This window comes from Serratia myotis (assembly GCF_027474885.1).
In the GTDB taxonomy this organism is placed as follows: Bacteria; Pseudomonadota; Gammaproteobacteria; order Enterobacterales; family Enterobacteriaceae; genus Serratia; species Serratia proteamaculans.
On record NZ_CP099707.1, the window covers coordinates 4821786 to 4848300 of the forward strand.

Consider the following 26515-nt stretch of genomic DNA (forward strand, 5'->3'; position numbering starts at 1 on the left):
CGGCTCGCCGGGGTTTTTTATTGCCTAAAATCCATCAGACTTATTTCAATGCCAGGAACAGCTCGCGATAGCTCTCTGTAAGCTGCTCCAACGTGGCACGGTTCAATCCGCTGGGGTTCGGCAGCACCCACACTTCAGTTTTACCGATCGTCATGTCCTGACGTCCCCAGGACGCTTTACGCACCCCAAAGGCATTGCTGAACGCCTGCTTGCCCAAAATCGCCAGCGCCCGCGGCTGGTAACGCAGGATCTTTTCCTTTAACGCCTCACCGCCGCTGAGCAGTTCGTCACGCGTTACCTCACTGGCTGCCACTGTAGGCCGCGCCACCAAGGCGGTGATGCCACAGCCGGTCTCCTGCAGCTGTTGCCACTGATCCGGCGCTAACTGACTATCGGTAAAACCGGCCTGATGCACCACTTTCCAGAAGCGGTTGCTGCCGTTAGCAAAAGGGTAGCCTTGATGGGCCGAAGACAGGCCAGGGTTGATGCCGCAAAACACCACCCGCAGGTTGGGCGCCAGGAGTTCCATAGGGTTCGAGAGTCCGTTAAAGGGATTTACAGCGGTTATCGCAAAATCCGCCAGCAATTACAACAGGCTAGAACTGCGCAGAAAAGCAACATACAGATGGTTAACAGTAGACCTGCGCCGAAGGATTACCGTATAATCTCGCCGCTTGGCCCCTTAGCTCAGTTGGTTAGAGCACGCGACTCATAATCGCTTGGTCACTGGTTCAAGTCCAGTAGGGGCCACCAAATTTTAGCTGATATAACAGCACATTAAGCCACTTCCTCAGAAGTGGCTTTTTTGTTTCCGCCCGCTAGCCTAATCAGGCACCACCGTTCTGCCGCTGATGCGCCAGCTGTTCGGCACGCAGCAGGATTTCCTGCAGATCGTCTTCGTCGATATCAAACAGTTCGCCCTGCATCAGCGCCTCGTGCAGATCGGCACGGGTGATAGACACCGCATCAATCGGCAGATTGGCTGGCTTGGCTTCGGCCGAGGCCAGGGGGTGCGGATAACGTCGTCCGGCCAGGTTATTGAAGATAATCGCCAGCACGGCCAATAGCACCGAGTTCAGCAGCACCGGGTACAACACAAAGCTGTAGCCCAGTTGGTGAATACCCGGTCCGCCGAGGATCGCGGTCAGCGCGACCGCGCCGCCGGGCGGATGCAAACAGCGCAGTTTGAACATCAACCCAATCGCCAACGCCGCCGCCACTCCACAGGCCAAGCCGGGATCGGTAATCAGCAGGCTGGTGCTGACCCCTACCGCCGCAGCCGAGATATTGCCGCCAACGATCGACCATGGCTGCGCCAGCGGACTGTTTGGCACGCCAAACAACAGCACCGCAGAAGCCCCCATCGGGGCAATAAACCACAGGTTGACCTCACCCAGGACAAAATGGCTGATCCAACCGGAAATCATCAGCCCCAACCCAGCGCCGACGCTGGAAAGCAAAATCTCTTTTTTGCCGACGGCTAAGGGATGCGGCCATAAACGTGCGCACCCCATTTTCAAACTTTCTACCCACTGCTTCTTCATGTTACTTCACGCTGCCAAACTCAACTTAATGGCAACAAATATATCACAATGCCAGTAGCCACCGCCTGCAGCGCGAGTCTTCGTTGAAATAACTTTCCGCTAACAGATTGATCTTTAGCCACTGCTCGTCAATTATCAAAGTTCGCCTCCCTTTGCCTTGAGGAAAACCCAATGTCTCAGCCGATAGTCGAACTCTATACCGATGCCAACTTTTTCAGCCCCTATGCCATGTCGGCGTTTATTACACTGACGGAGAAAGGCATTCCCTTCACCCTGAAGCCGGTCGACCTGTCGCAGGGGAAAAATCAAGAGCCGGCCTACGCGGCGCTGTCATTAACGCGCCGGGTACCGACGCTGGTAGTCGGCGAGTTTCAGCTGTCGGAGTCCTCAGCCATCGATGAATATCTGGATGAGATCCACCCGGCCCACCCGGTGTACCCGCGTGATGTCAAACAACGCGCCAAGGCCCGCGAAGTCCAGGCGTGGCTGCGTAGCGATCTGTTAGCGCTGCGTGCCGAGCGGCCGACAGAGGCGGTGTTCCTTAACGCCAAGTTTCCTCCGTTGTCTGCTGCCGCACAGGTTGCCGCCAGCAAGTTGATCGCCGCAGTCGAAAAGCTGCTGAGTCACGGCCAGGATAATCTGTTCAGGGAATGGTGCATTGCCGATACCGATCTGGCATTGATGCTCAATCGGCTGGTGATACACGGCGATGCGGTGCCGGAAAACATTCGCCACTATGCGCAAAAGCAGTGGCAACGTCCTTCGGTGCAGGCCTGGTTGGCGCTGCCGGAGAAAATGCGCGGGTAAATAAATATCCTCCGGCATAGCCGGAGGTTTTTCATATGCGCCTATAAGGCTCTGTTACCAGCCGCGCCCTAACAGGCGCATAGCAATCTGACATTTGCATCTATGGATTACTTACGGCCCGTAAACGGGCTACCTGGATACGGGATCGAGAGTTGCTCACCCATTTTATCCTCTTCCAGTTGGTGCTTTATGTATTCTTGTATCCTGGCCGTGTTTTTCCCTACCGTATCAACGTAATACCCTCGGCACCAAAACTCCCTGTTACGGTATTTGAACTTCAAATCCCCAAACTGCTCATAAAGCATCAGGCTGCTCTTTCCCTTCAGGTACCCCATAAACCCCGATACACTCATCTTCGGCGGGATTTCCAGAAGCATATGAATGTGATCCGCACAGCATTCCGCTTCCAGAATATTCACGTTTTTCCATTCGCACAGCTTTCTTAAAATACTGCCAATCGCTTTGCGTTTTTCCCCGTAGAACACCTTTCTTCGGTACTTCGGCGCAAAAACTATGTGATATTTACAGTTCCATCGGGTGTGCGCTAAGCTCTTTTCGTCCCTCATTGGGACCCCCTTTTGATTTCTTGTTGAACATTTGCAGTTGCCAGACCGCAAACTGTTTTAACAAATCAAAAGGGGTTTTTATAACTGGCTCAAAGCTGAAAGCTTTACTGAACCCCCAGCCTAGCTGGGGGTTTTCTGTGCACAAAAACCGGCGGCCACGACGCCGCCGTTCTCAATTATCGAGAAACAACATCACTTCTTGAGGGAAGGCAATTCACCATCCAGAGGGCAAATAGCCAAACAGCGACGCAATCGCGTACACCGCGCTGCCCAGATACAGCAATACGATGCTGACCTGCAACAACGGGTGAGTGATCCAGCTGCACTGCCAGCGTGGCGTCTGGTCGCCGTGCTTGCGCGCCCCACGCAGGATCAGCATCGGCATAATCGACAGGATCACCCCACTGAATACCCCGGCGAAATATAGCGCGTTAACGAAGGACACCAGCCCGCTGTATGCCAGCACAAACGGCGGCAACACCACCAGCATCAGCACGCCGAAGCGGCGCAGTGGCTGTTCGTCATTACCCAGGCTGAACTGGTCGAAAATATTGGTCAGGAAGCTGCCGCCCAACCCCCAGTAGGAGGTCAGCATCGCGCACAGAGCAAAGATGTTGGCGGAGAAGAACGCCCACTGCCCTAACGCCTGACCCCAGGAGATGGTCGCCACATCAGAGATACCCGCCAACCCGCTGAGCGCAATCACCGACATCGGCACCGCTGCCAGCAGCACAAAGGTCACCGCCATACCGACCATAATCGCCTTGGGCAGTTGCTCCGGCTTATCCGAGAAGCCGCGTGCCATTTCCGGCACGATGTACTGCGCAGAGAAGCAGAACACCACCACGTTGAATACCGGCACCATAAAGCGCCAGTCACCGTCCAGCAGGTTGCGCATCTGGCTGGTATCTTTAAGCAGCGTGGCCGCCACCAGCGCGGTCAGCATCACCACCATACCGATACTGATAAACTTTTCGCCACGGCCAATCGCCTTCAGCCCCAGGTACAACACCCCCGCGGCCGGCACGAAAAACAGCAGGCTGCCGATAGCCGGGGAGATACCAAACAGGGACTGCAACAGCTTGCCGCTGCCGGTCATGTAGGCGGTCAGCGCCCCGACGCTGTTAACGCAGACCGAAGCAAACATCAGCCAGGCGCCAATGCCGCCGACATAACGTTTTGCCAGCCCGCTTAATTGCAGGTGGGCGCGGGTGCGCAGGGTAGATTCGGCAACGTACAGCATGGTGATGGTAGTCAGGCTGCCCACCAGCACCAGCCAAAACAGCAGCGGTAGAAAACCGGCCTTGCTGGAAGCGTAAGCGATAGACAGCACGCCGGCGCCAATGTTGGTGCCGACAATCATCGCCACCCCTTCGAGGAAACTCAGTGATTTGGTGGGTGCAGGTGCTCGCACCCCGGCGGCAAGCGCCGGAGAAACAGAGGTATTTTCAGCAGACATACGGCATCCTTTGTCTCCCGGCGGCCCTGGCCACCGGGATCGGTTAATTTCCCGGTGGTTAACAGCTCACATCGATACACAGGTATTTCAGCTCCAGATATTCTTCAATCCCGTAACGCGATCCTTCACGTCCGAGCCCTGACTGCTTCACGCCGCCAAACGGCGCGACTTCGTTGGAAATCAGTCCGGTATTGATGCCGACCATGCCGTATTCCAACGCTTCAGGTACCCGCCACTGGCGCGAGGCGTTCTGCGTGAACAGATAGGCTGCCAGGCCGAATTCGGTATCGTTGGCCATGGCGATGGCTTCCGCCTCATCATGGAAACGGAACAGCGGCGCTACCGGGCCAAAGGTTTCTTCTTTGGCGAAGCGCATTTTTTGCGTCACCCCAGTCACGACCGTCGGCTGGAAGAAAGTCCGTCCCAGCGCGTGTGGCTGACCGCCGATAGCGATCTGCGCACCCTTGATCAACGCATCGTCGATGTGGCTTTGTACTTTTTCCACTGCGTCCTGGTCGATCAACGGCCCCTGTGTGGTGCCCTCCTGGCTGCCGTCGCCGACTTTCAGTTGTTCGACCGCCGCCACCAGTTTGTCCACCAGACGGTCATAAATGCCGTCCTGTACATAGATACGGTTGGCGCAAACGCAGGTCTGGCCGCTGTTGCGGAATTTGGAGGACATAATGCCCGCCACCGCCGCGTCCAGGTTGGCGTCGTCGAACACGATCACCGGCGCATTGCCGCCCAGTTCCAGCGACAGTTTTTTGATGGTTGGCGCGCACTGCGCCATCAGAATGCGGCCGACCTCGGTCGAACCGGTAAAACTCAGTTTGCGTACTACCGGGCTGTCGCACAGCACTTTACCCACCTGAGCAGCATCGCCGGTGACCACCTGCAATACGCCCGCCGGAATACCGGCATCCTGCGCCAGCTTGCCTAACGCCAGCGCGGTCAGCGGCGTTTGTTCCGCCGGTTTAACGATAATGGCGCAGCCTGCTGCCAACGCCGGTGCTACCTTGCGGGTGATCATCGCCGCCGGGAAGTTCCACGGCGTGATCGCCGCGCAAACGCCAATCGGTTGTTTGACCACCACCAGGCGCTGTGAGGCCAGCGGCGCCTGCAATACCACCCCGTCGACCCGTTTAGCTTCTTCGGCAAACCAGGTGATAAACGAAGCGGCATAGGCCACTTCGCCACGCGCTTCCGCCAATGACTTGCCCTGCTCCGCAGTCATCAGCTGCGCCAAATCTTCCTGCGCTGCCAGTACCTTGTCGGCCCAGGCCAGCAGCAATGCGGAACGTTGCTTGGCCGTCAGTTGTTTCCAGCCCTGCTGCGCCACCTGCGCCGCGTTGATCGCCTGCTGGGTTTCTTCGCCGCTGACCAGCGGAATACTGGCCAATTCGACGCCGGTCGCCGGGTTGATCACCGCTTCACGCTTGCCGCTCAGCGCATCGCACCACTCACCGTTAATCAGGCACTGGCTGCGCAGCAGCTCGGGATTATTCAATTTCATTGCCGATCACTCCTTATTGGGCCAGCGCGCGAGAAAGAATACCCAGGGCCTTGGTGAACTGATCTTCAGGAATGGTCAGCGGGTACAGGAAGCGGATCACGTTGCCATTGACGCCGCAGCTCAGCAGCAACAGGCCTTCTGCCAACGCTTTCTGCTGCACCTGGCGGGTAATCTCCGCCGAAGGCTTGCCGGTCTTCGGATCGTTGAACTCCACCGCGACCATCGAACCCTGCGCGCGGATATCCACGATCGCCGGGCTGGTCTGGCGCGCCTGCTGCAACACTTCCACCAGATGCTGACCCAGACGTTGCGAACGCTGGCACAGTTGTTCTTCTTCAATCACCTCCAGTACCGCCAGCGCTGCCGCCACTGCCAGTGGATTACCGGCATAGGTACCACCCAGCCCACCCGGTGCCGGAGCGTCCATCACTTCGGCACGCCCTGCCACCGCCGACAGCGGCATACCGCCCGCCAGGCTTTTCGCCATGGTGATAAGGTCGGGCTTCACGCTGTAATGATCCATGGCGAACAGTTTGCCGGTACGGGCAAACCCGGTTTGTACTTCGTCGGCAATCAGCAGAATGCCGTGCTCGTCGCACAGCGTACGCAGCGCTTGCATGAATTCGGCCGGTGCGATGTTGAAACCGCCCTCGCCCTGTACCGGCTCCAGCACGATGGCCGCGACCTGCTTGGGATCGATATCCGCTTTAAAGATGCGTTCCAGGCTGTTCATCGCGTCTTCGGTGGTCACGCCGTACAGCGCATTCGGGTATTGCCCGTGGAACACCGAACCGGGGAAGGGTCCGAAGCCCAGCTTGTAAGGTGCCACTTTGCCGGTCAGCGCCATGGTCATATAGGTACGGCCGTGGAAACCACCGCCAAAGGTGATAAGCCCTGGGCGACCGGTATGGGCACGGGCAATTTTGACCGCGTTCTCTACCGCTTCTGCACCGGTGGTGAAGAAGGCGGTTTTGCATGGGCCTTCGATTGGCGCACGCTGGTTGATACGTTCCGCCAGGGTGACGTAGCTTTCGTAAGGAACAATTTGGTAAGCGGTGTGGGTGAAGGCCTTCAGCTGCTTTTCAATCGCGGCGATCACCTTAGGGTGGCGGTGCCCGGTATTCAGTACCGCAATACCGGAGGCGAAATCGATCACTTCATTGCCTTCGACATCCCACAGCGTGGCGTTCTCTGCGCGCTCTGCGTAAAAATCACACATCACACCTACCCCACGCGGGGTGGCATCCTGACGGCGTTGATTCAATTCTGCGTTTTTCATGTTGTTCTCTCCGGTCGGTGGGCGGTGCCATCTGTACGTTTCGTTCACATTCGTGAAACAATGACGTTTATTTACACAGGATGTGGCCCTATAATCGAGAGCCAGTTACGATTAATTGAGGGATCCAATTGCGCTCACTGAGTGGTGACCTGTTATTGCAGCGTCTCGGCGAACAGCCCGATGACAAGCTGCATAAACGGCTATATAACGCGATCCGCACCAGCATTCTGGACGGCAGCCTGCCGCCCTCCAGCCGCCTGCCCGCCTCACGCGATCTGGCGCAAGAGCTTAGCCTTTCACGCAACACGGTTTTAACCGTTTATGAACAATTACTGGCAGAAGGATATGTGCTGGCACGCGCCGGAAGTGGCACATTCGTCGCCGAAACCGTACCGGATAGTTGTTTATCCACTGCCAGCGCACCCGCAGGCAGTGACGGAGAACAACGGGGTATTGAACTGTCGGAACGCGGGGCCGCCCTGTTACATCACGCCAGTGCCAGCCCCAAACAATGGGGGGCGTTTATTCCCGGCGTGCCCGATGTGAATGCCTTCCCACACCAGTTATTCAGCAAGATACAGGCACGGATCAGTCGCCGCCCAGCCCCACAGCGGCTGACCTACAGCAACCAGGGTGGCAGTCCTGAATTGCAGCATGCGCTGGTGGATTATCTGCGCGTGGCGCGCTCGGTACGCTGTTCGCCGGAGCAAATTCTGATTACCGAAGGCATCCATCAGGCGATAGATCTGGTGACGCGGCTGCTGTGCAATCCTGGGGACGACGCCTGGATTGAAGAACCGGGCTATTGGGGGATCCGCAATATCCTGCGGATGAACGACGTGAATATCTGCCCGCTGGCGGTTGATGAGGCCGGCATGGTACCGCCGGAGCAGCCCACAGGTGCACCGCGACTGATATTTGTTACTCCGTCGCACCAATATCCGCTGGGATCGGTGATGAGTCTGGCGCGGCGACAACGCTTGCTGGCGCTGGCGCGCAACGGCGGCAGTTGGATCGTTGAGGATGACTACGACAGTGAATTCCGCTTTTCCGGCCAGCCGATCCCGGCGTTGCAGGGACTGGAAGCCGACGCGCCGGTGATCTATATCGGCACCTTCAGTAAAACGCTGTACCCGGCGCTGCGGCTGGGTTACGTGGTGTTGCCAAAACCCTTGATGGCGGCGCTGAAAACCGCCCATGCCGAGCTGTACCGCGGCGGTCACCTGCTGATCCAGACCGCACTGGCGCAGTTTATTCAGGAAGGCCACTACACCGCGCATATCCGTCGCATGCGGCTGTTGTATGCCCGACGCCGGGCGTTTTTAACTGCGTTGATCGAGCAGCACCTGGGCAAACAAGCGTTGAGCGAATTCAACAACAACGCCGGGCTGCACCTGATCCTTAACCTGCCGGACCAGGCTGACGATGTCGCGATCGCCGCCGCCGCCAACGAACGCGGCGTACTGGTGCGACCGCTGTCGCGTTACTACATGCTGCCCAACCATCGCCGTGGCCTGCTGATGGGCTTCGCCTGCGTGCCGGAAGAACAAATGGCCGCCGCCTTTACCCTGCTGCTGGAATGCATTAATCCCTGAAACGAAACTAGCGGCCACGGTCTTCCATCAAAAGACCTGAAGTTGCCACCCTTCCTGCCGCCACTGTAAACGGTGGGTCAATTTTAACGCCTGCAGAAATGCCTCATCGTGGGAAACCACCAGCATCGCACCGGGAAAACTGGCCAGTGCAGCCTCGATAGCCAGCGACGACGCCAGATCCAGGTGGTTGGTCGGTTCATCCAGCAACAACAACTGCGCTGGCTCCTGCCGCCACAGCATGCAGGCCAACGCCGCTTTCAATCGCTCACCGCCACTCAGCGCCGCCAGCGGCAACAGCACCCGTTCGGCGTTTAGCTGTAACTGTGCCAACTGGCTACGCATCCTGCCCTCGTTGAGCGGCGAATCCTGCAAGCCAAGGTGTTCAACCACCGAAAGCGACAGATCGAGTTGGGAAAGGTTTTGGTCGAGATAAGCCGTCGGCAGCGGACAGTGGCAACGACCACCCCTGGCTGCCCATTGCCCCAGGATCACCTTCAGCAAGGTGGATTTACCGCAGCCATTCGGGCCGGTCAGCGCCACGCGCATCGGGCCATCGATACGTAAATCCAACGGCGGCATAGTGATAAAAGGCAGTTGCAGCTGTTCCAGCACCAGAACCTGTTTGCCCGCCGCCACAGCGCTGCCCGGCAGGGTCAACATTACCGGGCTGTCTTCCTCCACCCGCTGCCAGGCTTCACGCACCGCGGCATCGAGGGAGCCTTTCTGCTCCTGATGCTGTTTGCGCAGCGTACCCAGGCTCTCTTTGGCCGCGGCCTTGTAAGCCACGCGCTCAAAAGAGGCGATGTTCAGCGTATCGACGGTTTTCAGCGTCTGTGCAGAGCGCCGCTGGCTGATGTCGTGCTCTTTCTGCTGTCGGGCACGAGTGCGCCGACGTTCCTGACGCGCATGTTCCAGCCCGGCACGTGCCGCCTGCTGCTCCAGCTCACGCTGGTGGCGATAATCATGGTAGTTACCGCCGTAGCTGTGCAGTGCGCCGGGCGTCAGCTCGACAATACGCTGCATGCGCGCCAGCAGTTGTCGATCGTGGCTGGCGACCAGCAAACCGCCGCGCCAGCTTTCTAACTGCTGATATAACCCCTCGCGAGCGCGAGTATCAAGATGGTTGGTCGGTTCGTCCAATAACAAGAAGTCGGCGTTACCCAGCATCGCGCCGCACAATGCGGCGCGCATCCGTTCGCCACCACTGAGATCCTTCACCGGCCGTTGCGGATCGAAAGCCGGTAACCCGGCGGTGGCAAATGCAGCCTGCAAACGATCGTTCAGATCCCACTGCCCTTCCAGACGATCGATATCGTCCGACTGCGGTCGCCCCTGCTCAAGGCGGGTCAGTGCGGCAAAGGTCTCGCCGTAGCCCAGCAGTTGGGCCAGCGTGGTCTGTGGCGCGATGTCTGGCTGCTGCGCTACGTAGGCCAATGAAGCATGGGATTCGACATGCCCACCACCGGGCAGATCCAGCCCGGCAATCAGCCGTAGCAGACGAGTTTTTCCGACGCCGTTGCGCCCAACCAGGCCGCAGTGCTGTTGATCGAAAGTGAGATCCAACGGACCGAACAGCGTTTCGCCGTCAGCAAACTGGCAGGTCAGTTGATGTAAAACAAAATGAGGGGACTGCGCAAAATGAGCCATAAGCACTCCTGGATGAGATCAAAACATCCCCACATGGCACCGGTGTGCTCAACGTGGGACAAGATATCAACAGGCGTGTTTGTTCATTTTCGGTGATGACTCCGCAGAGAGAAGGAATTGACAACGCACAAATGCTAACCGATTTGTTGTTCACGATGCAAACAACAATAAAGATCCATGACATCTATCACATTCAGCGCAACACAGATTCCCAACGGCAGTGACAACGGCTAGATTTATCTCATCCGACCACTTGGTCGTACATAATAATAACAACTGATCATACCCAAAAGCTTTCGAGCTGCAGTTAGGCGGCAAGTTTGAGAGTCCCCTGGAGCTTACTTTGGTAAGTGACTGGGGTGAACGAACGCGGCCAACAACGCTGCAGTTTGAAAGATGCGGGGGGATGAGCGATGGAGACTGCAATGAGCAATTACCCACACCTGCTGGCGCCGCTGGATCTCGGCTTCACCACCCTGAAAAATCGGGTGCTGATGGGATCGATGCACACCGGCCTGGAAGAACTGCCCAATGGCCCCGAGCGTATGGCTGCTTTCTATGCCGAACGCGCGGCCGCCGGCGTGGCGCTGATCGTCACCGGCGGTATCGCCCCCAATGAAAAAGGCGTGGTGTACCGCGGCGGCTCCACCCTCAGCCAGCCACAGCAGGTCAGTCATCACCGCATTGTCACCGAGGCCGTCCATCAGGCCGGCGGCAAAATTGCGCTGCAAATCCTGCATGCTGGCCGCTACAGCTATCAGCCGCAGCCGGTCGCGCCCTCCGCGCTGCAGGCACCGATCAATCCCTTCGCCCCCACCGCGCTGAGCGAAGCAGACATTCTGCAGACTATCGCCGACTTCGCCCAATGCGCGGCACTGGCACAGCAGGCCGGTTACGATGGCGTCGAGGTGATGGGTTCCGAAGGCTATTTGATCAACCAATTCCTGGTGTCGCGCACCAACCAGCGCGACGACCAATGGGGCGGCAGCTTCAGCAACCGCATGCGCTTTGCCGTGGAGATCGTCCGGGCCGTGCGGCAGGCTGTCGGCAGCGACTTCATTCTGATTTACCGTCTTTCGATGTTGGATCTGGTAGAGGACGGTTCCAGCTGGCAGGAGATCGAGCAGTTGGCGCTGGCGGTTGAGCAGGCGGGTGCGACGATTATCAACACCGGCATCGGCTGGCATGAGGCGCGTATTCCGACCATCGCCACCATGGTGCCGCGCGCCGGTTTCAGTTGGGTGACCCGTAAGCTGATGGGCAAAGTGCGCATTCCGCTGATCACCACCAACCGCATTAACGATCCGGCAGTCGCAGAGCAAGTGCTGGCAGACGGCTGCGCCGACATGGTATCGATGGCTCGCCCGTTCCTGGCCGACGCCGCCTTTGTGCAAAAAGCGGCCGAGGGCCGTGCCGACGAGATCAATACCTGCATTGGTTGTAATCAGGCCTGCCTCGACCAGATTTTTGAAGGCAAACTCACCTCTTGCCTGGTTAACCCACGCGCCTGCCGCGAAACCGAAATGCCCCTGATCGCGGCAGAAAAACCGAAGAAACTGGCGGTGATCGGTGCCGGACCGGCCGGACTGGCGTTTGCTACCACCGCCGCCAGCCGTGGCCACCGGGTGACGTTGTTCGACGCCGCCGATCAGATTGGCGGCCAGTTCAATATTGCCAAACAGATCCCCGGCAAAGAAGAATTCCATGAAACCCTGCGCTACTTCCGCCGCCAACTGGCACTGCTGGAAGTCACGCTAAAGCTGGGCAGTTGGGTGACGGCGGCCGATCTGGCTGAATTTGACGAAGTGATCCTCGCCTGCGGCATCGTGCCACGAACCCCGGAGATCCCCGGTATTGATAACGCCAGAGTCCTGACCTATCTGGATGTACTGCGTGACAAAAAACCGGTCGGCCAGCGGGTGGCGATTATCGGTGCCGGCGGCATCGGCTTCGACACTGCCGAGTACCTCAGCCAGCACGGGGTATCGAGCAGCCTGGATCAGGCTGAGTTTAACCGTGAATGGGGCATCGACGACCAGCTCAACCAACGCGGCGGACTGGCAGCCCAGGGGCCCGTGGCGGCGCGTGCGGCCCGGCAAATCTATCTGCTGCAACGCAAAACCAGCAAAGTGGGCGAAGGCCTGGGGAAAACCACCGGTTGGATCCACCGCACCAGTCTGGCGATGCGCGGCGTAAAAATGCTCAATAGCGTGAATTATCAGCGTATTGACGATGAAGGGTTGCATATTTCGCGAGCCGAGCAGGAAAGCTGCTTGCCGGTCGACACGGTGATTATCTGCGCCGGGCAGGAACCGCGTCGTGAACTGCAGCAACCGCTGCTGGCGATGGGCAAAACGGTGCATTTGATTGGTGGAGCGGACGTCGCCGCCGAGCTGGATGCCCGCCGCGCTATCGATCAAGGCACGCGGCTGGCTATGGCACTGTAAAAAATCTGCCACTATAGTGGCAAAAAATGCCTATATACGACCTTAATTGCTATAATAGTAGCAATTAAGGTCGTCATAGGTGCACCATGATTTCCCTACACACCCCCTACGATACGCAGCTTGCCTTGCAGGACTATCTGAAGCAATTGCGTAAACGCCGTAAATTATCAGTCACCGCCTTGGCTAAAGTCTCCGGGGTACCCAACAGCACCATCCGCAAATTCGAAGCCAGCGGCAATATCTCATTGCGTCAGTTCCTGATGCTCTATGACGCTCTTGGCAATCTAAATGAACTGCATCAACTGACCAAAAGCCAAAATAAGCCGCAAACTATCGAGGAGGTATTGAAGAGTGCTTAATGTCCCTCTGTGGGTAAAGCGCCGTCTGAGCGATGGCAATGTGCAAAATGTTGGGCAGTTGGCAGAAAACACCACTGGTGTTTATTTCCGTTACGACGAAAGCTATTTAGCCTCTCATCAGAGTTCACTGTCCCCCTTCAACTTACCCTGGGATAACGCTTTACATCAGGCGCCCCAACAGCCGCATTACGGGCTACAGGGCATTTTTGCCGATAGTCTGCCGGACGGTTGGGGGCTTTATTTGATGGATCGAGTATTTCGAACCCATGGTTATAACCCCAGAAAAATTAGCGTATTGGAACGGTTGGCCTTTACCGGTGAACGTGGGTTTGGTGCTTTATTTTATGAGCCTGACTTGCCATTCTCCCATCAGGATAACTCACCCGATTTAACGTTGATAACGCTAGGGAACGAAGCCGTTAAGGAATTTGAAGGGACGGAGTCACACCTGATTGCTCATTTGATGAATGCCGGCGGATCAGGAGGAGCACGGCCAAAACTAAGCGTCACTCGGTTAGCTGATGGCACTTTTTCTACTCAACAGAATGCCATCGGCAAGAAGCTTTTGGTGAAGCTAACGTCAGAGAAGTTTGCCCTTGGCCACAGTGAAAGCCAGATCGAATACGTTTATATGATGATGGCACGGCAAGCGGGAATAGAAGTTGCAGACTTTACTTTGCTCAATATCGGTAAAGACCGCCATTGGCTCCAGCAAGATCGCTTTGACTGTGTTGGCGGCCATGGCCGTTGGCACATGATTTCTGCCAGCGGATTATTGGATGCCCCATTCCGCGAACCTTCACTGGATTATGTCGATCTGATTAAGGCGACCCGAATACTCTGCGGTGTGGAAGAAGCCAGAAAATTACTACGACGAGCCTTGTTCAATTATCTGACGGTAAATCAGGACGATCATGCCAAGAACTTTGCTTTTCTGGCCGATGATCAAGACAACTGGCGGCTATCCCCCTGCTATGACATCGTTTATAGCCCTTCGCCTTATGGTCAGCATATGACGGCTTTTAACGGTAACGGTTCGCAAATTACCGCATCGGCAATGACGATGATGGCCGGGCAGGCAGGTTTGGCAAACGCCAAGGCCGCAATGAATATGGCCGAAGAAATTTACAGCGTGGTAAGCCATTTCCAACAACAGGCTAATGCGGTCGGGGTACCAACCGCATTAGCCAAAGAGATTCAACGAGATATTGATGGAAAATGGCTGGCGCTACGCTCTGCCAATCAGTAACGTGCGCCAGATTTCACCGCTTTCAGGATCACGAACTTCTTGTTGGATGCGATCAGGGTGCAGTTGCCGAACAAACGCTTCAGTTTCTGGTGGTAATCCAGATGGCGGTTACCAACGATGCGCAGCTCGCCTCCTACCTGCAGGCAACGCTTGGCGTCACAGAACATCTGCCAGGCGGTGTGATCGGTAATCGCATGCTGCTGGTGGAATGGGGGGTTACACAGCACCGCCTGCACGCTTTCACGCTCAATCCCCGCCAGTGAGTTATTCACTTCAAACTGACAACGATCCATATCCTGCGGCAAGTTATGTTCCACGTTCAGTTCGCTGGAGGCCACCGCCATGTAGGACTCATCAACAAAGCTCACCTGCGCTTGCGGGTTCTGCATCAATGCGGCCATGCCGATGATACCGTTGCCGCAGCCCAGATCGATGATGTGGCCTTCAATGTCATGCGGCAGATGATCCAGGAACAGGCGTGCGCCAATATCCAGGTTGCTGCGTGAGAACACGTTGGCATGGTTGTGGATAATCCAATCGGTACCGTCCAGCACCCAGTTGGTGGTTACCGGCGCTACCGGTGGCACGATGTCGGCGACGTCACAGTGGATCAACCGCGCTTTCTTCCATGCCAGGCTGGTGCGAGTAGGACCGAGCACTTTTTCAAACAGCTGCATGGTCGAGGTATGCACGTCACGCGCTTTAGCCCCGGCGATGATCACCGTGTCCGGTGCCACCACATCACGCAACGCACGCAGTTGCTGTTCCAGCAGTGCCAACGCTTTAGGAATACGGATCAACACCACCGCCGGTGACGCAGGCAATTCGGCCAGGGTGTCCAGCAGCGTAACCTGCTCCGGATCCAATTCATTGAGCTTCAGGTTATGGCGCGTGGCCAACTGGCTCATATAGGAATCGCTGATGCTGTATGGCTGATGACCGTGCAGCGCACAGGCCAGCGTGCCAAAGTTGTCGTTGAAAATCAGCACCGGACGATCGCCAATGTTTACATTTTCAAGCTGTTGCAGCAGATATTCGTCCGCCGCTTCCCACGCCTGTAGTTGGGTGGATTCTTCCTGTTGGGGATAACGTTCCAGCTCAAGTTGCTGTGTTCCCAGATCGAGTTGGCTCATTGCCCCTCCTGACTGATAAAATTTGGGCTGTTTATCCCCTAAAAACGTCCGGCAGTAAAATGTTTTTTCGGATAAATTGCCCTTTGCGGGCTTTGCGCGAAAAAACATCATACAATGACCCGCTGAATTATGGCCAATACGGGAAGACGATGTCCGAACTGACTTACCTGCAGGGTTACTCTGAACATCTGCAAAGCCAGGTGCAGCAGTTGATCGACCAGCAACGTCTGGGTGAGGTGCTGTTGCAGCGCTATCCCCAGGTGCACGACTGCACCACCGACAAGTCGCTTTATCAGTTTACCGTCGATCTGAAAAACCAGTATCTGCGCAATGCTCAGCCGCTGAGCAAAGTGGCCTACGACGGTAAAATCCAGGTAATGAAACACGCACTCGGCATGCACACCGCCATTTCCCGCGTGCAGGGCGGCAAGCTGAAGGCCAAGGCAGAAATCCGCGTGGCGACGGTATTCAAGCTGGCACCGGAGCCGTTTCTGCGCATGATCGTGGTGCATGAACTGGCGCACCTGAAAGAGAAAGACCACAACAAAGCCTTCTACAGCCTGTGTTGCCATATGGAACCCAATTACCATCAACTGGAGTTCGATACCCGGCTGTATCTGACCCACCTCTCCGTGTTTGGCAATCTGTATGCATAGCAGGATTCGCCTTCGGTAAATGCCGTGATAATCTGATTCTTTCTACCCGTCGCCTGGGAACCGGAGATATCTATGATTCGCTTTGCCGTTGTTGGTACCAACTGGATTACGGAACGCTTTATTGACGCCGCACACGAAAGCGGCAAGCTGAAGCTGACCGCCGTCTATTCGCGCAAGCTCGAACAGGCGCAGGCATTTGGTGCCAACTACCCCGTCAGTCTGTTTTTCGATTCCCTTGAGGCGCTGGCCCAGTCGGACGCCATCGACGCGGTTTACATCGCCAGCCCCAATAGCCTGCACTGCCAGCAGTCGCTGCTGTTCCTCAGCCATAAAAAGCACGTGATTTGCGAAAAGCCACTGGTATCCAACCTGCGCGAAGCCGAGAAGCTGGTGGCCTGTGCACGTGAAAATCAGGTAGTACTGTTCGAAGCCTTTAAAAGCGCCCATTTGCCCAATTTCCTGACGCTGCAACAAACGCTGCCGAAAATCGGCCGCCTGCGCAAAGCCTTTATCAATTACTGCCAGTACTCCTCACGCTACCCACGCTATCTGGCTGGTGAAAACCCAAACACCTTCAACCCGCAGTTTTCCAACGGTTCGATCATGGACATTGGTTATTACTGCCTGGCCAGTGCCGTGGCACTGTTCGGCGAGCCTCAATCGGTGATCGCCAGCGCGAGCTTGCTGGATACCGGCGTTGATGCGCACGGCACCGCCTGCCTCAATTACGGCGATTTCGATGTGACCCTCTCCCACTCCAAGGTGAGCAACTCTGACATTCCGAGCGAGATCCAGGGTGAAGAAGGCACGCTGATGATTGAGAAAATTTCGGAGTGTCAGGGCGTGGTACTAACGCCGCGCGGTGGTCAGCGCCAGGATCTGACCCAGCCGCAGCATATCAATACCATGCTGTATGAAGCGCAAGTGTTCGCCGAACTGGTGGAAAAACGGCAGGTGGAACATCCGGGGTTAGAGAATTCGCTGATTATCGCCCGCCTGCTGACCGAAATCCGCCGCCAGACCGGCGTGGTATTTCCTGCCGACGGAGCATGACATGAAGCCGTTATTACTGATGCAAACCGGCGACGCGCCGGAGGTGATCCGCCAGGAAAAAGCCAATTTCGACGGCATGTTCCTGCAACAGGGAAACATTGATGCCGATCGCGTACAGATCGTGCATCTTCCCGCAGGCGAACAACCGCTGCCGCCGCAACACTACTCTGGCGTGGTGATCACTGGTTCACCGGCGATGGTCACCGAGCAGTTGCCCTGGAGTGAACAGGCCGCAGAATGGCTGCGACAGGCCATGCTGATCAAACTGCCTATTTTTGGCGCCTGCTACGGCCACCAGCTGCTGGCCTATGCGCTTGGCGGGGAAGTCGGCTATCACCCGCAGGGCATGGAGGTCGGCACGCTGGAGATAGAACTGTTGCCCGCCGCCGCCAATGACCGGCGGATGGCGATGCTGCCACCGCGCTTCAAGGCGAATCTGATCCACGCGCAGAGCGTATTGACGCCCCCTGCCAGCGCCGTGGTGCTGGCACGTTCGCAGCAGGATGCTTACCAGATCCTCAGTTATGGCGAGCAAGTGCTGACCACCCAGTTCCATCCGGAATTTAACGGCGCGGTGATGCACCAGTATCTGAGCTGGCTTGGCGAGCTCTATCCGCAGCAACAGGAGGAGTATCAGCTTAAGCAACAGCAGGTTAGCGATACCCCATTCAGCCGACTGCTGTTGCAAGGGTTTGTCGTCAGCCTCGGCGCACAAAAAGCCCTGGCCGGGTAACGCAATAAACGTTGACCACTGACACATTTTGCATTACTTTCTGCCGTGCAAAGGGGAGTAACTTCATTGCCGGTTAATCGTCATTACGGTGCGCAAGCACCCGGTTACCGGGCAACCTGATGTCAGGGCGCACTAAGGTGCACCTTCATCAACGTTGTAAGTGAGACCTTGCCGGAAGGCGAGGTTTGCTTGCAGCGTTCATAAGAGCGGCTAGCGTCTTCCGACGTTGGCCGTTTTTGTTTTTGAAGGATACCTCTGATGATGAATACCGTTGGCACACCTTGGTTATGGGGCAGCTTTGCCGCCATCATAGTTGTGATGCTCGCAATCGACCTCCTGCTGCAGGGCCGCAAAGGCGCACATACCATGACGCTGAAGCAGGCCGCCAGTTGGTCACTGGTGTGGGTCAGCCTGTCTCTGCTGTTCAACCTGGGTTTCTGGTACTACCTGAACCAAACTGCCGGACGTGCCGTCGCCGATACTCAGGCACTGGCCTTCCTCACCGGTTACCTGATCGAAAAAGCACTGGCGGTTGATAACGTCTTCGTCTGGCTGATGCTGTTCAGTTACTTTGCCGTTCCGGCCAACCTGCAGCGTCGGGTGCTGATTTTTGGCGTGTTGGGCGCGATCGTACTGCGTACCATCATGATCTTCGCCGGTAGCTGGCTGGTGACCCAGTTCCAATGGCTGCTGTACCTGTTCGGCGCTTTCCTGCTGTTCACCGGTATCAAGATGGCGCTGGCGAAGGAAGATGGTGGAGCGATTGGCGACAAGCCGCTGGTGAAATGGCTGCGTAGTCACCTGCGCATGACCGACAACCTGGAAGGTGAGCGCTTCTTCGTGCGCCGCAACGGCCTGCTGTTTGCTACACCGCTGGTGCTGGTGCTGATCCTGGTGGAACTGAGTGATGTGATCTTTGCGGTCGACAGCATCCCGGCTATCTTTGCCGTGACCACGGATCCGTTTATCGTACTGACCTCTAACCTGTTCGCCATCATGGGCCTGCGCGCCATGTACTTCCTGCTGGCTAATGTGGCTGAGCGCTTCTCGATGCTGAAATACGGCCTGTCGTTGATCCTGATGTTTATCGGCGTCAAGATGCTGATTATCGATTTATTCCACATCCCGATCGGTGTTTCGCTCGGCGTAGTCGCCAGTATTCTGACGCTGACGTTGTTGATCAACGCCTGGGTTAACCGCCGGAATGACCGCCTGGCCAATAATAAAGCTCCATAATCTGTTATCCGGGGCGCTAGTCGCCCCGTGATTGTTTGGCAATTCGTCCCAAACGCCAAACGTTATTGCGATCACACAAATGTAACCAGTATGTTATCAAGAGTTGATCCGCCCTTAGAATTTCACCGCTGGCCCTTTCCAACCCCATTGGTTTACTGAATACTGATTTGGCAAACACACTTGGTTACAGATACAAATAAAGTTGTCCGGCGAGGTTCCCGCCGAGATAAAGCTGTAAGCAACATCATCGGGAAGAAAAGCACTATGCAAAAACTACTACAAAAGATCACTCAGGGCAGTCTGGTCAAACAAATCATGGTCGGCCTGGTGGCCGGTATTATCATCGCGCTGGTCTCACCGGCAACGGCTTCGGCAGTGGGTCTGCTGGGTGCGCTGTTTGTTGGTGCATTGAAAGCGGTGGCACCGGTATTGGTGCTGGTGTTGGTGATGGCCTCCATTGCCAATCATAAACACGGGCAGAAAACCAATATCCGGCCGATCCTGTTCCTCTACCTGCTGGGTACCTTCGCTGCAGCGCTGGTGGCGGTCGTGGTCAGCTTTATGTTCCCGTCCAATCTGGCGCTGGTGGCCGGTAATACCGACATCAACCCACCGGGCGGCATTATAGAGGTGCTGAAAGGCCTGCTGCTGAGCGTGGTAGCCAACCCGTTCCAGGCGCTGATTAGCGCTAACTATATCGGTATTCTGGCCTGGGCTGTGGGTCTGGGACTGGCGCTGCGCCACTCCTCCGACACCACTAAATCGCTGATTAACGATATGTCGCATGCGGTCACCATGGTAGTGCGTGCGGTGATCCGCTGCGCCCCTCTCGGTATCTTCGGCCTGGTGGCTTCGACACTGGCAGAAACCGGCTTCAGTGCGCTGTGGGGTTATGCCCAACTGCTGGTGGTGTTGATCGGCTGTATGCTGCTGGTCGCACTGGTGCTGAACCCGCTGATCGTGTTCTGGAAAATCCGTCGCAACCCTTATCCGCTGGTGTTTGCCTGCCTGCGCGAAAGTGGCGTGACCGCATTCTTCACCCGTAGCTCAGCCGCCAATATTCCGGTGAATATGGAACTGTGCAAAAAGCTGAATCTGAACGAAGACACCTACTCGGTTTCCATCCCATTGGGCGCGACCATCAATATGGCCGGTGCGGCGATCACCATTACCGTGCTGACGCTGGCGGCAGTGCATACCCTGGGTGTGCCAGTTGATATCCCAACCGCGCTGCTGTTGAGCATTGTCGCGGCGGTCTGTGCCTGCGGGGCTTCCGGCGTGGCCGGGGGTTCGCTGTTGCTGATCCCGTTGGCGTGCAACATGTTCGGTATCCCGAACGACGTGGCTATGCAGGTGGTTGCCGTCGGCTTTATCATCGGCGTACTGCAAGACTCTGCCGAGACCGCGCTGAATTCTTCTACCGACGTACTGTTCACCGCGGCAGCTTGCCAGGCGGAAGACCAACGTCTGGCGGATGAAGATCCATTGAAAGTGCGTTAATTTTTAAGCTAATGCGACAAGGCGCTCGTTATCGGGCGCCTTTTTTTGGCCTCAAGACCACAGTCCTACAATGTCACCCCGCTTTTAAAAATCGCCAGTTCACGGAAGTCATTCACTTCATTACGCGCCGCCTGACCATTGGCAATAGCCACAATCAGATCGACAAACTGCTCCAGCAGGCTTTCCATCGGAGTACCGTGGATCAGCCGACCGGCGTCAAAATCAATCCAGTGGGGTTTCTTCGCCGCCAGTTCGCTGTTGGTGGCCAACTTCACCGTCGGCACGAAACCGCCATAGGGCGTGCCGCGCCCGGTACTGAACAACACCATATGACAGCCGGCACCGGCCAGCGCGCTGGTCGCCACCGCATCATTACCCGGTGCACTGAGCAGGTTTAATCCGGGCTGCCGCAGGCGTTCGCCATATTTCAGCACGTCCACCACCTGGCTCTGCCCGGCTTTCTGCGTACAGCCGAGGGATTTTTCCTCCAGCGTGGTAATGCCGCCGGCTTTATTGCCCGGCGAGGGGTTTTCATAAATCGGCTGTTTATGGGCGATAAAGTACTGTTTGAAGTCGTTCACCATGCTGACGGTCTTCTCGAAGGTCGCCCTATCGCGGCAGCGGCTCATCAGGATCCGTTCGGCACCAAACATCTCTGGCACTTCAGTCAGTACCGTGGTGCCGCCGTTGGCGATCAGGTAGTCGGAGAAACGTCCCAGCAGTGGGTTGGCGGTAATGCCGGACAGGCCGTCCGATCCGCCGCACTCCAGTCCGAACTTCAACTCGCTCAGTTTGCCCGGCTGGCGACGGTCATCGCGCATCACCTGATACAGGGCGTGCAGTTGCTCCAACCCAGCCTCGACCTCATCGTCCTGCTGTTGGCACACCATAAAGCGTACCCGCTGCTCATCGGTCGCACCCAGCGTGCTGCGGAACACATCCACCTGGTTGTTCTCACACCCCAGGCCAATCACCAACACCGCCCCGGCGTTCGGGTGGCGCACCATATTTTGCAGCATGGTGCGGGTGTTCTCGTGATCCTGACCCAGTTGCGAACAGCCAAACGGATGGCTGAAAAGATGTACGCCGTCGATCCCCTGCGCATCCTGAGTTTCCTTCAGAAAACGCTGCTGGATCTGCCGGGCAATACCGTTAACGCAGCCGACGGTCGGCACGATCCACAGCTCGTTGCGGACTCCCACCTCCCCGCTGCGCCGGCGGTAAAGCTGAACCTCTCGATCCGCAGCCTGTGGCGGTAACGTGGAAAAGGCCGGTTGATACAGATAGCTGTCGAGATCGTTCAGGTTGGTTTTGGCATTTTGCGAGTGAATATGTTCACCCGGCTCGATGGCTTCCAATGCATGCCCGATCGGCAGACCGTACTTGATGATCGCTTCACCGGCGGCGATCGGCTGCAAGGCAAACTTATGCCCGCGCGTCACCGGTTGTACCAGCCGAATGGCCTGTGTCTCCAGTTCCAGCGTTTCGCCGGCGGCCAGATCGCGCAGCGCTACCGCGACATTATCCAGCGAATGAATTTTTACCATGCTTTGCATAAACCCACCTCGGGCAACGGCTACGCCAGTTCAATGGCGAAATAGTTTTTGGCATTGTCGAAGCAGATGTTTTTCACCATCTCACCCAGCAGCGTGATATCCGCCGGCACTTCACCGTCCTCCACCCAGCGGCCGATCATCTGGCAAAGGATACGGCGGAAGTATTCATGACGGGTATAAGACAGGAAGCTACGGCTGTCGGTCAGCATGCCGACAAAACGGCTCAGCAGGCCCAACTGTGCCAACTGCGTCATCTGCCGCTGCATACCGTCTTTTTGATCGTTGAACCACCAGCCAGAGCCAAACTGCATCTTGCCCGGCGTGCCTTCCCCCTGGAAGTTGCCGACCATGGTGCCGATCACTTCGTTGTCGCGCGGATTAAGGCAATACAGAATGGTTTTCGGTAACCCGCCCTGGCGTGCCTGGGCATCCAGCAGGCGAGAAAGCGGCTCCGCCAACGGCCGGTCGTTAATAGAATCGAAGCCAATATCCGGGCCCACGCTGGCCAGCATGCGGCTGTTGTTATTGCGCAGCGCACCGATGTGATACTGCTGCACCCATTCGCGGCGCTGATATTCGGCGGCCAGGAACAGCAGCACCGCGCTTTTGAACTGAGCACTCTGCTCCGAGGTAGGCAGCTTGCCGCTCAGGCGTGCCGTTAAAATAGCGTCCAGTGCGCTTTCGTCCGCTTCGCCATACACCACCACGTCCAGCGCATGGTCAGCCACCTTGCAGCCATGAGCGGCAAAATGATCCATACGTTTTTTCAACGCGTCACACAGCGCACTAAAGCGGCCAATATTGATATCCGCTGCCGCTTCCAGTTTTTGCAGGTAATCATTGAAACCCGGCGCATCAATATTGAACGCCTTGTCCGGTCGCCAGCTTGGCAGCACCTTGATGTCGAAACTGCTGTCGGCCGCAATCGCTTTATGGTGGCGCAAATCGTCGATCGGATCGTCGGTAGTTCCGACCATCTTCACATTCATTTGCTGCATGATGCCACGCGCTCTGAAATCCTCCTGCGCCAGCAAGGCGTTGCCGCGCTGCCAGATATCGTCCGCCGTCGTCGGGGAAAGCAACGTGCCGGTAATACCGAACGGGCGACGCAGCTCCAGATGGGTCCAGTGGTAAAGTGGGTTACCCAGGGTGTGCGGCACGGTGGCAGCCCAGGCGTCGAACTTTTCACGATCGCTGGCATCACCGGTACAGAGTCGCTCAGCCACACCGTTGGTGCGCATCGCCCGCCATTTGTAGTGATCGCCCTTTAGCCAGATTTCATATAAATTTTTGAAGCGGGTGTTCTCGGCGATCTGCTCCGGCGGTAAATGGCAGTGATAGTCAAAGATCGGTTGGTCTGCCGCATAGTCATGATACAAACGCCGGGCAAACTCACTGCCCAACAGGAAATCTTCGTTTAAAAACGTCGCCATATCTGGCTCCTCACCTTGCTTGCCGTTCGACACTGTGTCCAATGCGACAAAGTTATCACACCAATTTTACTGAGCGTCCAGCAAAATATCACCCTCTGCCTTGGCGCCATCGTCCATAAAAGGCCGTTAACCGGCAGTTTTACGGCAAAAAGCCGCCTGAATCGCATAATTATCCAGCAAACAGTATTGCCCAATTGAAAAACGGCTTTTGTGATATCACTCAACTTTTAAATCTGTATGACAAGTTATTGTCTCGCCACCCAGTCGTTCATGCGGCGGGAATACGTCGGTGACGGACAGGCCGGCGCAGAACAACGAAAAGGGGGAGCCCCCTAAAACGCTGCCGCCATCTCGGCGCCACCTATTGAAGACTGGGAGATATTTTGGATGCGTAAAATTAAAGGGTTACGCTGGTACATGATCGGGCTGGTGACCATCGGCACCGTGCTGGGTTACCTGACTCGTAATGCGATAGCCGTTGCAGCACCGACGCTGGAAGGGACCTTACATATCACCACGCAGCAGTACTCCTATATTGTCGCGGCGTATTCTGCCTGCTACACCCTGATGCAACCGGTGGCGGGATACGTGCTGGACGTACTGGGTACCAAAGTGGGTTACGCCATGTTCGCCATTCTGTGGGCGCTGTTTTGTATGGGTACCGCACTCGCCAACAGCTGGGGCGGACTGGCACTGGCACGCGGCGCCGTGGGCATGGCGGAGGCAGCGATGATCCCCGCAGGGCTGAAAGCCAGCAGCGAGTGGTTCCCGGCCAAAGAGCGTTCGATCGCCGTGGGCTACTTCAACGTGGGCTCGTCGATCGGCGGCATGCTCGCCCCACCGCTGGTGGTCTGGGCCATCGTGGCACACAGTTGGGAAATGGCGTTTATCATCACCGGCGTACTGAGCCTGATTTGGGCCATCTGCTGGCTGATCTTCTATAAGCACCCGAAAGACCAGAAAAAACTCAGCAATGAGGAACGCGATTACATTCTCGAAGGCCAGGAAGCCCAACACCAAACCAACAACGCCAAGAAAATGTCCGCCTGGCAGATTGTGCGCAACCGCCAGTTCTGGGGCATCGCACTGCCGCGCTTTCTGGCAGAGCCGGCCTGGGGCACCTTCAATGCCTGGATCCCGTTATTCATGTTCAAAGCCTACGGTTTTAACCTGAAAGAGATCGCCATGTTCGCCTGGATGCCGATGCTGTTCGCCGATCTCGGCTGCATCGTTGGCGGCTACCTGCCACCGTTTTTCCAGAAACACTTCAAGGTGAACCTGATCGTTTCGCGCAAGTTGGTGGTCACTATGGGGGCGGTATTGATGATTGGCCCCGGTATGATCGGCCTGTTCACCAGCCCTTATGCGGCTATCGCACTGCTGTGCGTCGGTGGCTTTGCCCATCAGGCGCTGTCTGGCGCACTGATTACCCTGTCTTCTGACGTATTTGGTCGCAATGAAGTGGCCACCGCCAACGGCCTGACCGGCATGGCAGCCTGGACCGCCAGCACCATGTTTGCCCTGGTGGTCGGTGCATTGGCCGATACCCTGGGCTTCAGCCCGTTATTCGCTGCACTGTCGGTATTCGATATCCTCGGCGCCATCGCTATCTGGACCATTCTGCAAAATCGACCGGCCTCCGAGCCGCAGGAAGACCCGCTGCAGCCGGCCCCGGCACGCAGTTAACCCCACCGCCCGGCCGCTGTGCCGGGCGTTCCCCCGCGTCCACTGGTAGCTCTGCCGGATAAGTGGTATAACAAATCCATGGTCACACGACCCTCCCTACCCTAAGAGCATTCACTATGGAATTCACTGAAACCAGACGCCTGTATCAGCAACTGGCCGCCGAGCTTAAGCAGCGTATTGAAAGCGGTCGGTACCCGGTGGGCGATAAACTGCCGGCCGAACGCTACATTGCCGAAGAGATGAACGTCAGTCGCACCGTGGTGCGGGAGGCTATCATCATGCTGGAAGTGGAAGGCTATGTTGACGTGCGCAAAGGCTCCGGGATCCACGTGATGTCCAACCAGCAGAAAAACCTGGTGATACCGGGTGACAGCATTGAGTTTGCCACCGCAGGGCCATTCGAACTGCTACAGGCGCGCCAACTGATTGAAAGCAACATTGCCGAGTTCGCCGCCACCCAGGTCACCAAACAAGACATCGTTCAGTTGATGGAGATCCAGGAACAGGCACGCAAGGAAGATCGCTTCCGCGATTCGCAGTGGGATTTGAAATTCCACGTGCAAGTCGCGCTGGCCACCCAGAACACCGCAATGGCCACCATCGTGGAAAAAATGTGGGTGCAGCGCGTGAATAATCCTTATTGGATCAAGCTGCATGAACATATCGACGACCGCTCCATCGCCAGCTGGTGTGACGATCACGATCAGATCCTCAAGGCATTGATACGCAAAGATCCTTATGCCGCCAAACTGGCCATGTGGCAGCACCTGGAAAATACCAAGCAAATGCTGTTCAACGCCACCAGTGACGATTTTGAATACAACGCTGACCGCTATCTGTTTGCCGATAACCCGGTGGTTCATTTGGACAACGTGACCGCAGAAAATAAATAGCTCAGGCAGTCAAAAACCGTAGTGTTATGTCAGGTATTGTAAAATCCGCTGAATCGATGCCTGAACGGCGGTTTGCCGTGTAGTATTTCACCGCTGGCAACGTAGATTTCCCTGTTGCCAATCGTGCTATTTTGGTAAAGTTGAGCCACTTTTTTACCCTCTGCTACGGGG

General features: G+C 56.6%; 22 protein-coding genes and 1 tRNA gene. 13 read left to right on the top strand and 10 right to left on the bottom strand.

What is annotated here, in order from left to right; translation table 11 throughout:
- Positions 1–40: 40 nt before the first annotated feature.
- On the bottom strand, positions 41–529 hold the full coding sequence (gene mug, locus NHG65_RS22660; RefSeq protein WP_499182709.1) for a G/U mismatch-specific DNA glycosylase: 489 nt from the start codon (positions 527–529) through the stop codon (positions 41–43).
- Positions 530–676: 147 nt separating this feature from the next.
- On the opposite strand from mug, the gene NHG65_RS22665 reads away from it, so the two are divergent.
- Positions 677–753: transfer RNA gene (locus NHG65_RS22665), tRNA-Ile, on the top strand.
- 74 nt (positions 754–827) lie between these two features.
- Here NHG65_RS22665 and NHG65_RS22670 read toward each other — a convergent pair.
- The gene (locus NHG65_RS22670; protein ID WP_219017044.1) at positions 828–1544 is read right to left on the bottom strand and encodes an HPP family protein; all 717 of its coding nucleotides are present in this window, start codon (positions 1542–1544) and stop codon (positions 828–830) included.
- 171 nt (positions 1545–1715) lie between these two features.
- On the opposite strand from NHG65_RS22670, the gene yfcF reads away from it, so the two are divergent.
- Positions 1716–2351, top strand: a complete 636-nt coding sequence (gene yfcF / locus NHG65_RS22675; protein WP_219017045.1) for a glutathione transferase — start codon at positions 1716–1718, stop codon at positions 2349–2351.
- 107 nt (positions 2352–2458) lie between these two features.
- Here yfcF and tnpA read toward each other — a convergent pair whose 3' ends face one another.
- From tnpA to NHG65_RS22695, 4 genes are all read right to left on the bottom strand, one after another.
- On the bottom strand, positions 2459–2917 hold the full coding sequence (tnpA, locus tag NHG65_RS22680; protein WP_129935314.1) for an IS200/IS605-like element IS1541C family transposase: 459 nt from the start codon (positions 2915–2917) through the stop codon (positions 2459–2461).
- Positions 2918–3131: 214 nt separating this feature from the next.
- Positions 3132–4376, bottom strand: coding sequence for an aromatic amino acid transport family protein (locus NHG65_RS22685; protein ID WP_099062144.1), 1245 nt, complete (start codon positions 4374–4376; stop codon positions 3132–3134).
- Positions 4377–4434: 58 nt separating this feature from the next.
- Complete coding sequence (locus NHG65_RS22690) at positions 4435–5889, bottom strand: NAD-dependent succinate-semialdehyde dehydrogenase (RefSeq protein WP_499182710.1); 1455 nt, start codon at positions 5887–5889, stop codon at positions 4435–4437.
- Between the two features lie 13 nt (positions 5890–5902).
- Positions 5903–7168 carry a 4-aminobutyrate--2-oxoglutarate transaminase gene (locus NHG65_RS22695; protein ID WP_085119098.1) on the bottom strand — a complete coding sequence of 422 codons (1266 nt, stop codon included), beginning with the start codon at positions 7166–7168 and terminating at the stop codon, positions 5903–5905.
- Positions 7169–7296: 128 nt separating this feature from the next.
- On the opposite strand from NHG65_RS22695, the gene pdxR reads away from it, so the two are divergent.
- On the top strand, positions 7297–8763 hold the full coding sequence (gene pdxR, locus NHG65_RS22700) for a MocR-like pyridoxine biosynthesis transcription factor PdxR (protein WP_207977379.1): 1467 nt from the start codon (positions 7297–7299) through the stop codon (positions 8761–8763).
- Between the two features lie 27 nt (positions 8764–8790).
- Here the strand turns inward: pdxR and NHG65_RS22705 are convergent, their stop codons facing one another.
- Entirely contained in the window at positions 8791–10410 is a 1620-nt protein-coding gene (locus NHG65_RS22705) for an ABC-F family ATP-binding cassette domain-containing protein (RefSeq protein ID WP_499182711.1), read from the bottom strand.
- Between the two features lie 425 nt (positions 10411–10835).
- Here NHG65_RS22705 and NHG65_RS22710 point away from each other — a divergent pair, with 425 nt between their 5' ends.
- From NHG65_RS22710 to NHG65_RS22720, 3 genes are all read left to right on the top strand, one after another.
- Positions 10836–12857 (top strand): NADPH-dependent 2,4-dienoyl-CoA reductase, encoded by a 2022-nt coding sequence (locus NHG65_RS22710; RefSeq protein ID WP_099062140.1) that lies wholly within the window; start codon positions 10836–10838, stop codon positions 12855–12857.
- 86 nt (positions 12858–12943) lie between these two features.
- On the top strand, positions 12944–13216 hold the full coding sequence (locus NHG65_RS22715; RefSeq protein WP_499182712.1) for a helix-turn-helix domain-containing protein: 273 nt from the start codon (positions 12944–12946) through the stop codon (positions 13214–13216).
- Positions 13217–13274: 58 nt separating this feature from the next.
- Positions 13275–14465 carry a type II toxin-antitoxin system HipA family toxin gene (locus tag NHG65_RS22720; protein WP_275881002.1) on the top strand — a complete coding sequence of 397 codons (1191 nt, stop codon included), beginning with the start codon at positions 13275–13277 and terminating at the stop codon, positions 14463–14465.
- On the opposite strand, the gene rlmG is transcribed toward NHG65_RS22720, so the two are convergent.
- Positions 14459–15598: a 23S rRNA (guanine(1835)-N(2))-methyltransferase RlmG gene (rlmG, locus tag NHG65_RS22725; RefSeq protein ID WP_099062137.1), complete on the bottom strand. Its 1140-nt coding sequence runs from the start codon at positions 15596–15598 to the stop codon at positions 14459–14461. The genes NHG65_RS22720 and rlmG overlap by 7 nt on opposite strands.
- A 149-nt stretch (positions 15599–15747) precedes the next feature.
- Between rlmG and NHG65_RS22730 the strand changes: the two genes are divergently transcribed.
- The 5 genes from NHG65_RS22730 (at position 15748) to sstT (ending at position 20776) form a co-directional block, all read left to right on the top strand.
- Positions 15748–16254, top strand: a complete 507-nt coding sequence (locus NHG65_RS22730) for a M48 metallopeptidase family protein (protein WP_099062136.1) — start codon at positions 15748–15750, stop codon at positions 16252–16254.
- Between the two features lie 72 nt (positions 16255–16326).
- The gene (locus NHG65_RS22735; RefSeq protein WP_099062135.1) at positions 16327–17307 is read left to right on the top strand and encodes a Gfo/Idh/MocA family protein; all 981 of its coding nucleotides are present in this window, start codon (positions 16327–16329) and stop codon (positions 17305–17307) included.
- A gap of 1 nt (position 17308) precedes the next feature.
- Entirely contained in the window at positions 17309–18040 is a 732-nt protein-coding gene (locus NHG65_RS22740; RefSeq protein ID WP_219017050.1) for a glutamine amidotransferase, read from the top strand.
- Positions 18041–18298: 258 nt separating this feature from the next.
- Complete coding sequence (locus NHG65_RS22745) at positions 18299–19276, top strand: TerC family protein (RefSeq protein WP_099062133.1); 978 nt, start codon at positions 18299–18301, stop codon at positions 19274–19276.
- 264 nt (positions 19277–19540) lie between these two features.
- Positions 19541–20776, top strand: coding sequence for a serine/threonine transporter SstT (gene sstT / locus NHG65_RS22750; RefSeq protein WP_099062132.1), 1236 nt, complete (start codon positions 19541–19543; stop codon positions 20774–20776).
- A gap of 65 nt (positions 20777–20841) precedes the next feature.
- On the opposite strand, the gene NHG65_RS22755 is transcribed toward sstT, so the two are convergent.
- Both NHG65_RS22755 and uxaC read right to left on the bottom strand, forming a co-directional pair.
- Entirely contained in the window at positions 20842–22332 is a 1491-nt protein-coding gene (locus tag NHG65_RS22755; protein ID WP_499182713.1) for a UxaA family hydrolase, read from the bottom strand.
- A gap of 20 nt (positions 22333–22352) precedes the next feature.
- Entirely contained in the window at positions 22353–23765 is a 1413-nt protein-coding gene (gene uxaC, locus NHG65_RS22760) for a glucuronate isomerase (protein WP_261463319.1), read from the bottom strand.
- A gap of 387 nt (positions 23766–24152) precedes the next feature.
- On the opposite strand from uxaC, the gene NHG65_RS22765 reads away from it, so the two are divergent.
- A complete protein-coding gene (locus NHG65_RS22765; protein ID WP_219017053.1) occupies positions 24153–25451 on the top strand; it encodes an MFS transporter in 1299 nt (432 codons plus the stop codon).
- Positions 25452–25567: 116 nt separating this feature from the next.
- Positions 25568–26344, top strand: coding sequence for a transcriptional regulator ExuR (gene exuR / locus NHG65_RS22770; RefSeq protein WP_085119120.1), 777 nt, complete (start codon positions 25568–25570; stop codon positions 26342–26344).
- Positions 26345–26515 lie beyond the last annotated feature (171 nt).

Bases quoted from the DNA above. Each gene is read 5' to 3' on its own strand.
- NHG65_RS22695 (WP_085119098.1), bottom strand. From the start codon at position 7,168: ATGAAAAACGCAGAATTGAATCAACGCCGTCAGGATGCCACCCCGCGT.
- NHG65_RS22715 (WP_499182712.1), top strand. From the start codon at position 12,944: ATGATTTCCCTACACACCCCCTACGATACGCAGCTTGCCTTGCAGGAC.
- yfcF (WP_219017045.1), top strand. From the start codon at position 1,716: ATGTCTCAGCCGATAGTCGAACTCTATACCGATGCCAACTTTTTCAGC.
- NHG65_RS22755 (WP_499182713.1), bottom strand. From the start codon at position 22,332: ATGCAAAGCATGGTAAAAATTCATTCGCTGGATAATGTCGCGGTAGCG.
- exuR (WP_085119120.1), top strand. From the start codon at position 25,568: ATGGAATTCACTGAAACCAGACGCCTGTATCAGCAACTGGCCGCCGAG.
- NHG65_RS22670 (WP_219017044.1), bottom strand. From the start codon at position 1,544: ATGAAGAAGCAGTGGGTAGAAAGTTTGAAAATGGGGTGCGCACGTTTA.
- NHG65_RS22690 (WP_499182710.1), bottom strand. From the start codon at position 5,889: ATGAAATTGAATAATCCCGAGCTGCTGCGCAGCCAGTGCCTGATTAAC.
- sstT (WP_099062132.1), top strand. From the start codon at position 19,541: ATGCAAAAACTACTACAAAAGATCACTCAGGGCAGTCTGGTCAAACAA.
- NHG65_RS22710 (WP_099062140.1), top strand. From the start codon at position 10,836: ATGAGCAATTACCCACACCTGCTGGCGCCGCTGGATCTCGGCTTCACC.
- rlmG (WP_099062137.1), bottom strand. From the start codon at position 15,598: ATGAGCCAACTCGATCTGGGAACACAGCAACTTGAGCTGGAACGTTAT.
- NHG65_RS22735 (WP_099062135.1), top strand. From the start codon at position 16,327: ATGATTCGCTTTGCCGTTGTTGGTACCAACTGGATTACGGAACGCTTT.
- NHG65_RS22730 (WP_099062136.1), top strand. From the start codon at position 15,748: ATGTCCGAACTGACTTACCTGCAGGGTTACTCTGAACATCTGCAAAGC.
- tnpA (WP_129935314.1), bottom strand. From the start codon at position 2,917: ATGAGGGACGAAAAGAGCTTAGCGCACACCCGATGGAACTGTAAATAT.
- mug (WP_499182709.1), bottom strand. From the start codon at position 529: ATGGAACTCCTGGCGCCCAACCTGCGGGTGGTGTTTTGCGGCATCAAC.
- NHG65_RS22765 (WP_219017053.1), top strand. From the start codon at position 24,153: ATGCGTAAAATTAAAGGGTTACGCTGGTACATGATCGGGCTGGTGACC.
- NHG65_RS22740 (WP_219017050.1), top strand. From the start codon at position 17,309: ATGAAGCCGTTATTACTGATGCAAACCGGCGACGCGCCGGAGGTGATC.
- uxaC (WP_261463319.1), bottom strand. From the start codon at position 23,765: ATGGCGACGTTTTTAAACGAAGATTTCCTGTTGGGCAGTGAGTTTGCC.
- NHG65_RS22705 (WP_499182711.1), bottom strand. From the start codon at position 10,410: ATGGCTCATTTTGCGCAGTCCCCTCATTTTGTTTTACATCAACTGACC.
- NHG65_RS22745 (WP_099062133.1), top strand. From the start codon at position 18,299: ATGATGAATACCGTTGGCACACCTTGGTTATGGGGCAGCTTTGCCGCC.
- NHG65_RS22685 (WP_099062144.1), bottom strand. From the start codon at position 4,376: ATGTCTGCTGAAAATACCTCTGTTTCTCCGGCGCTTGCCGCCGGGGTG.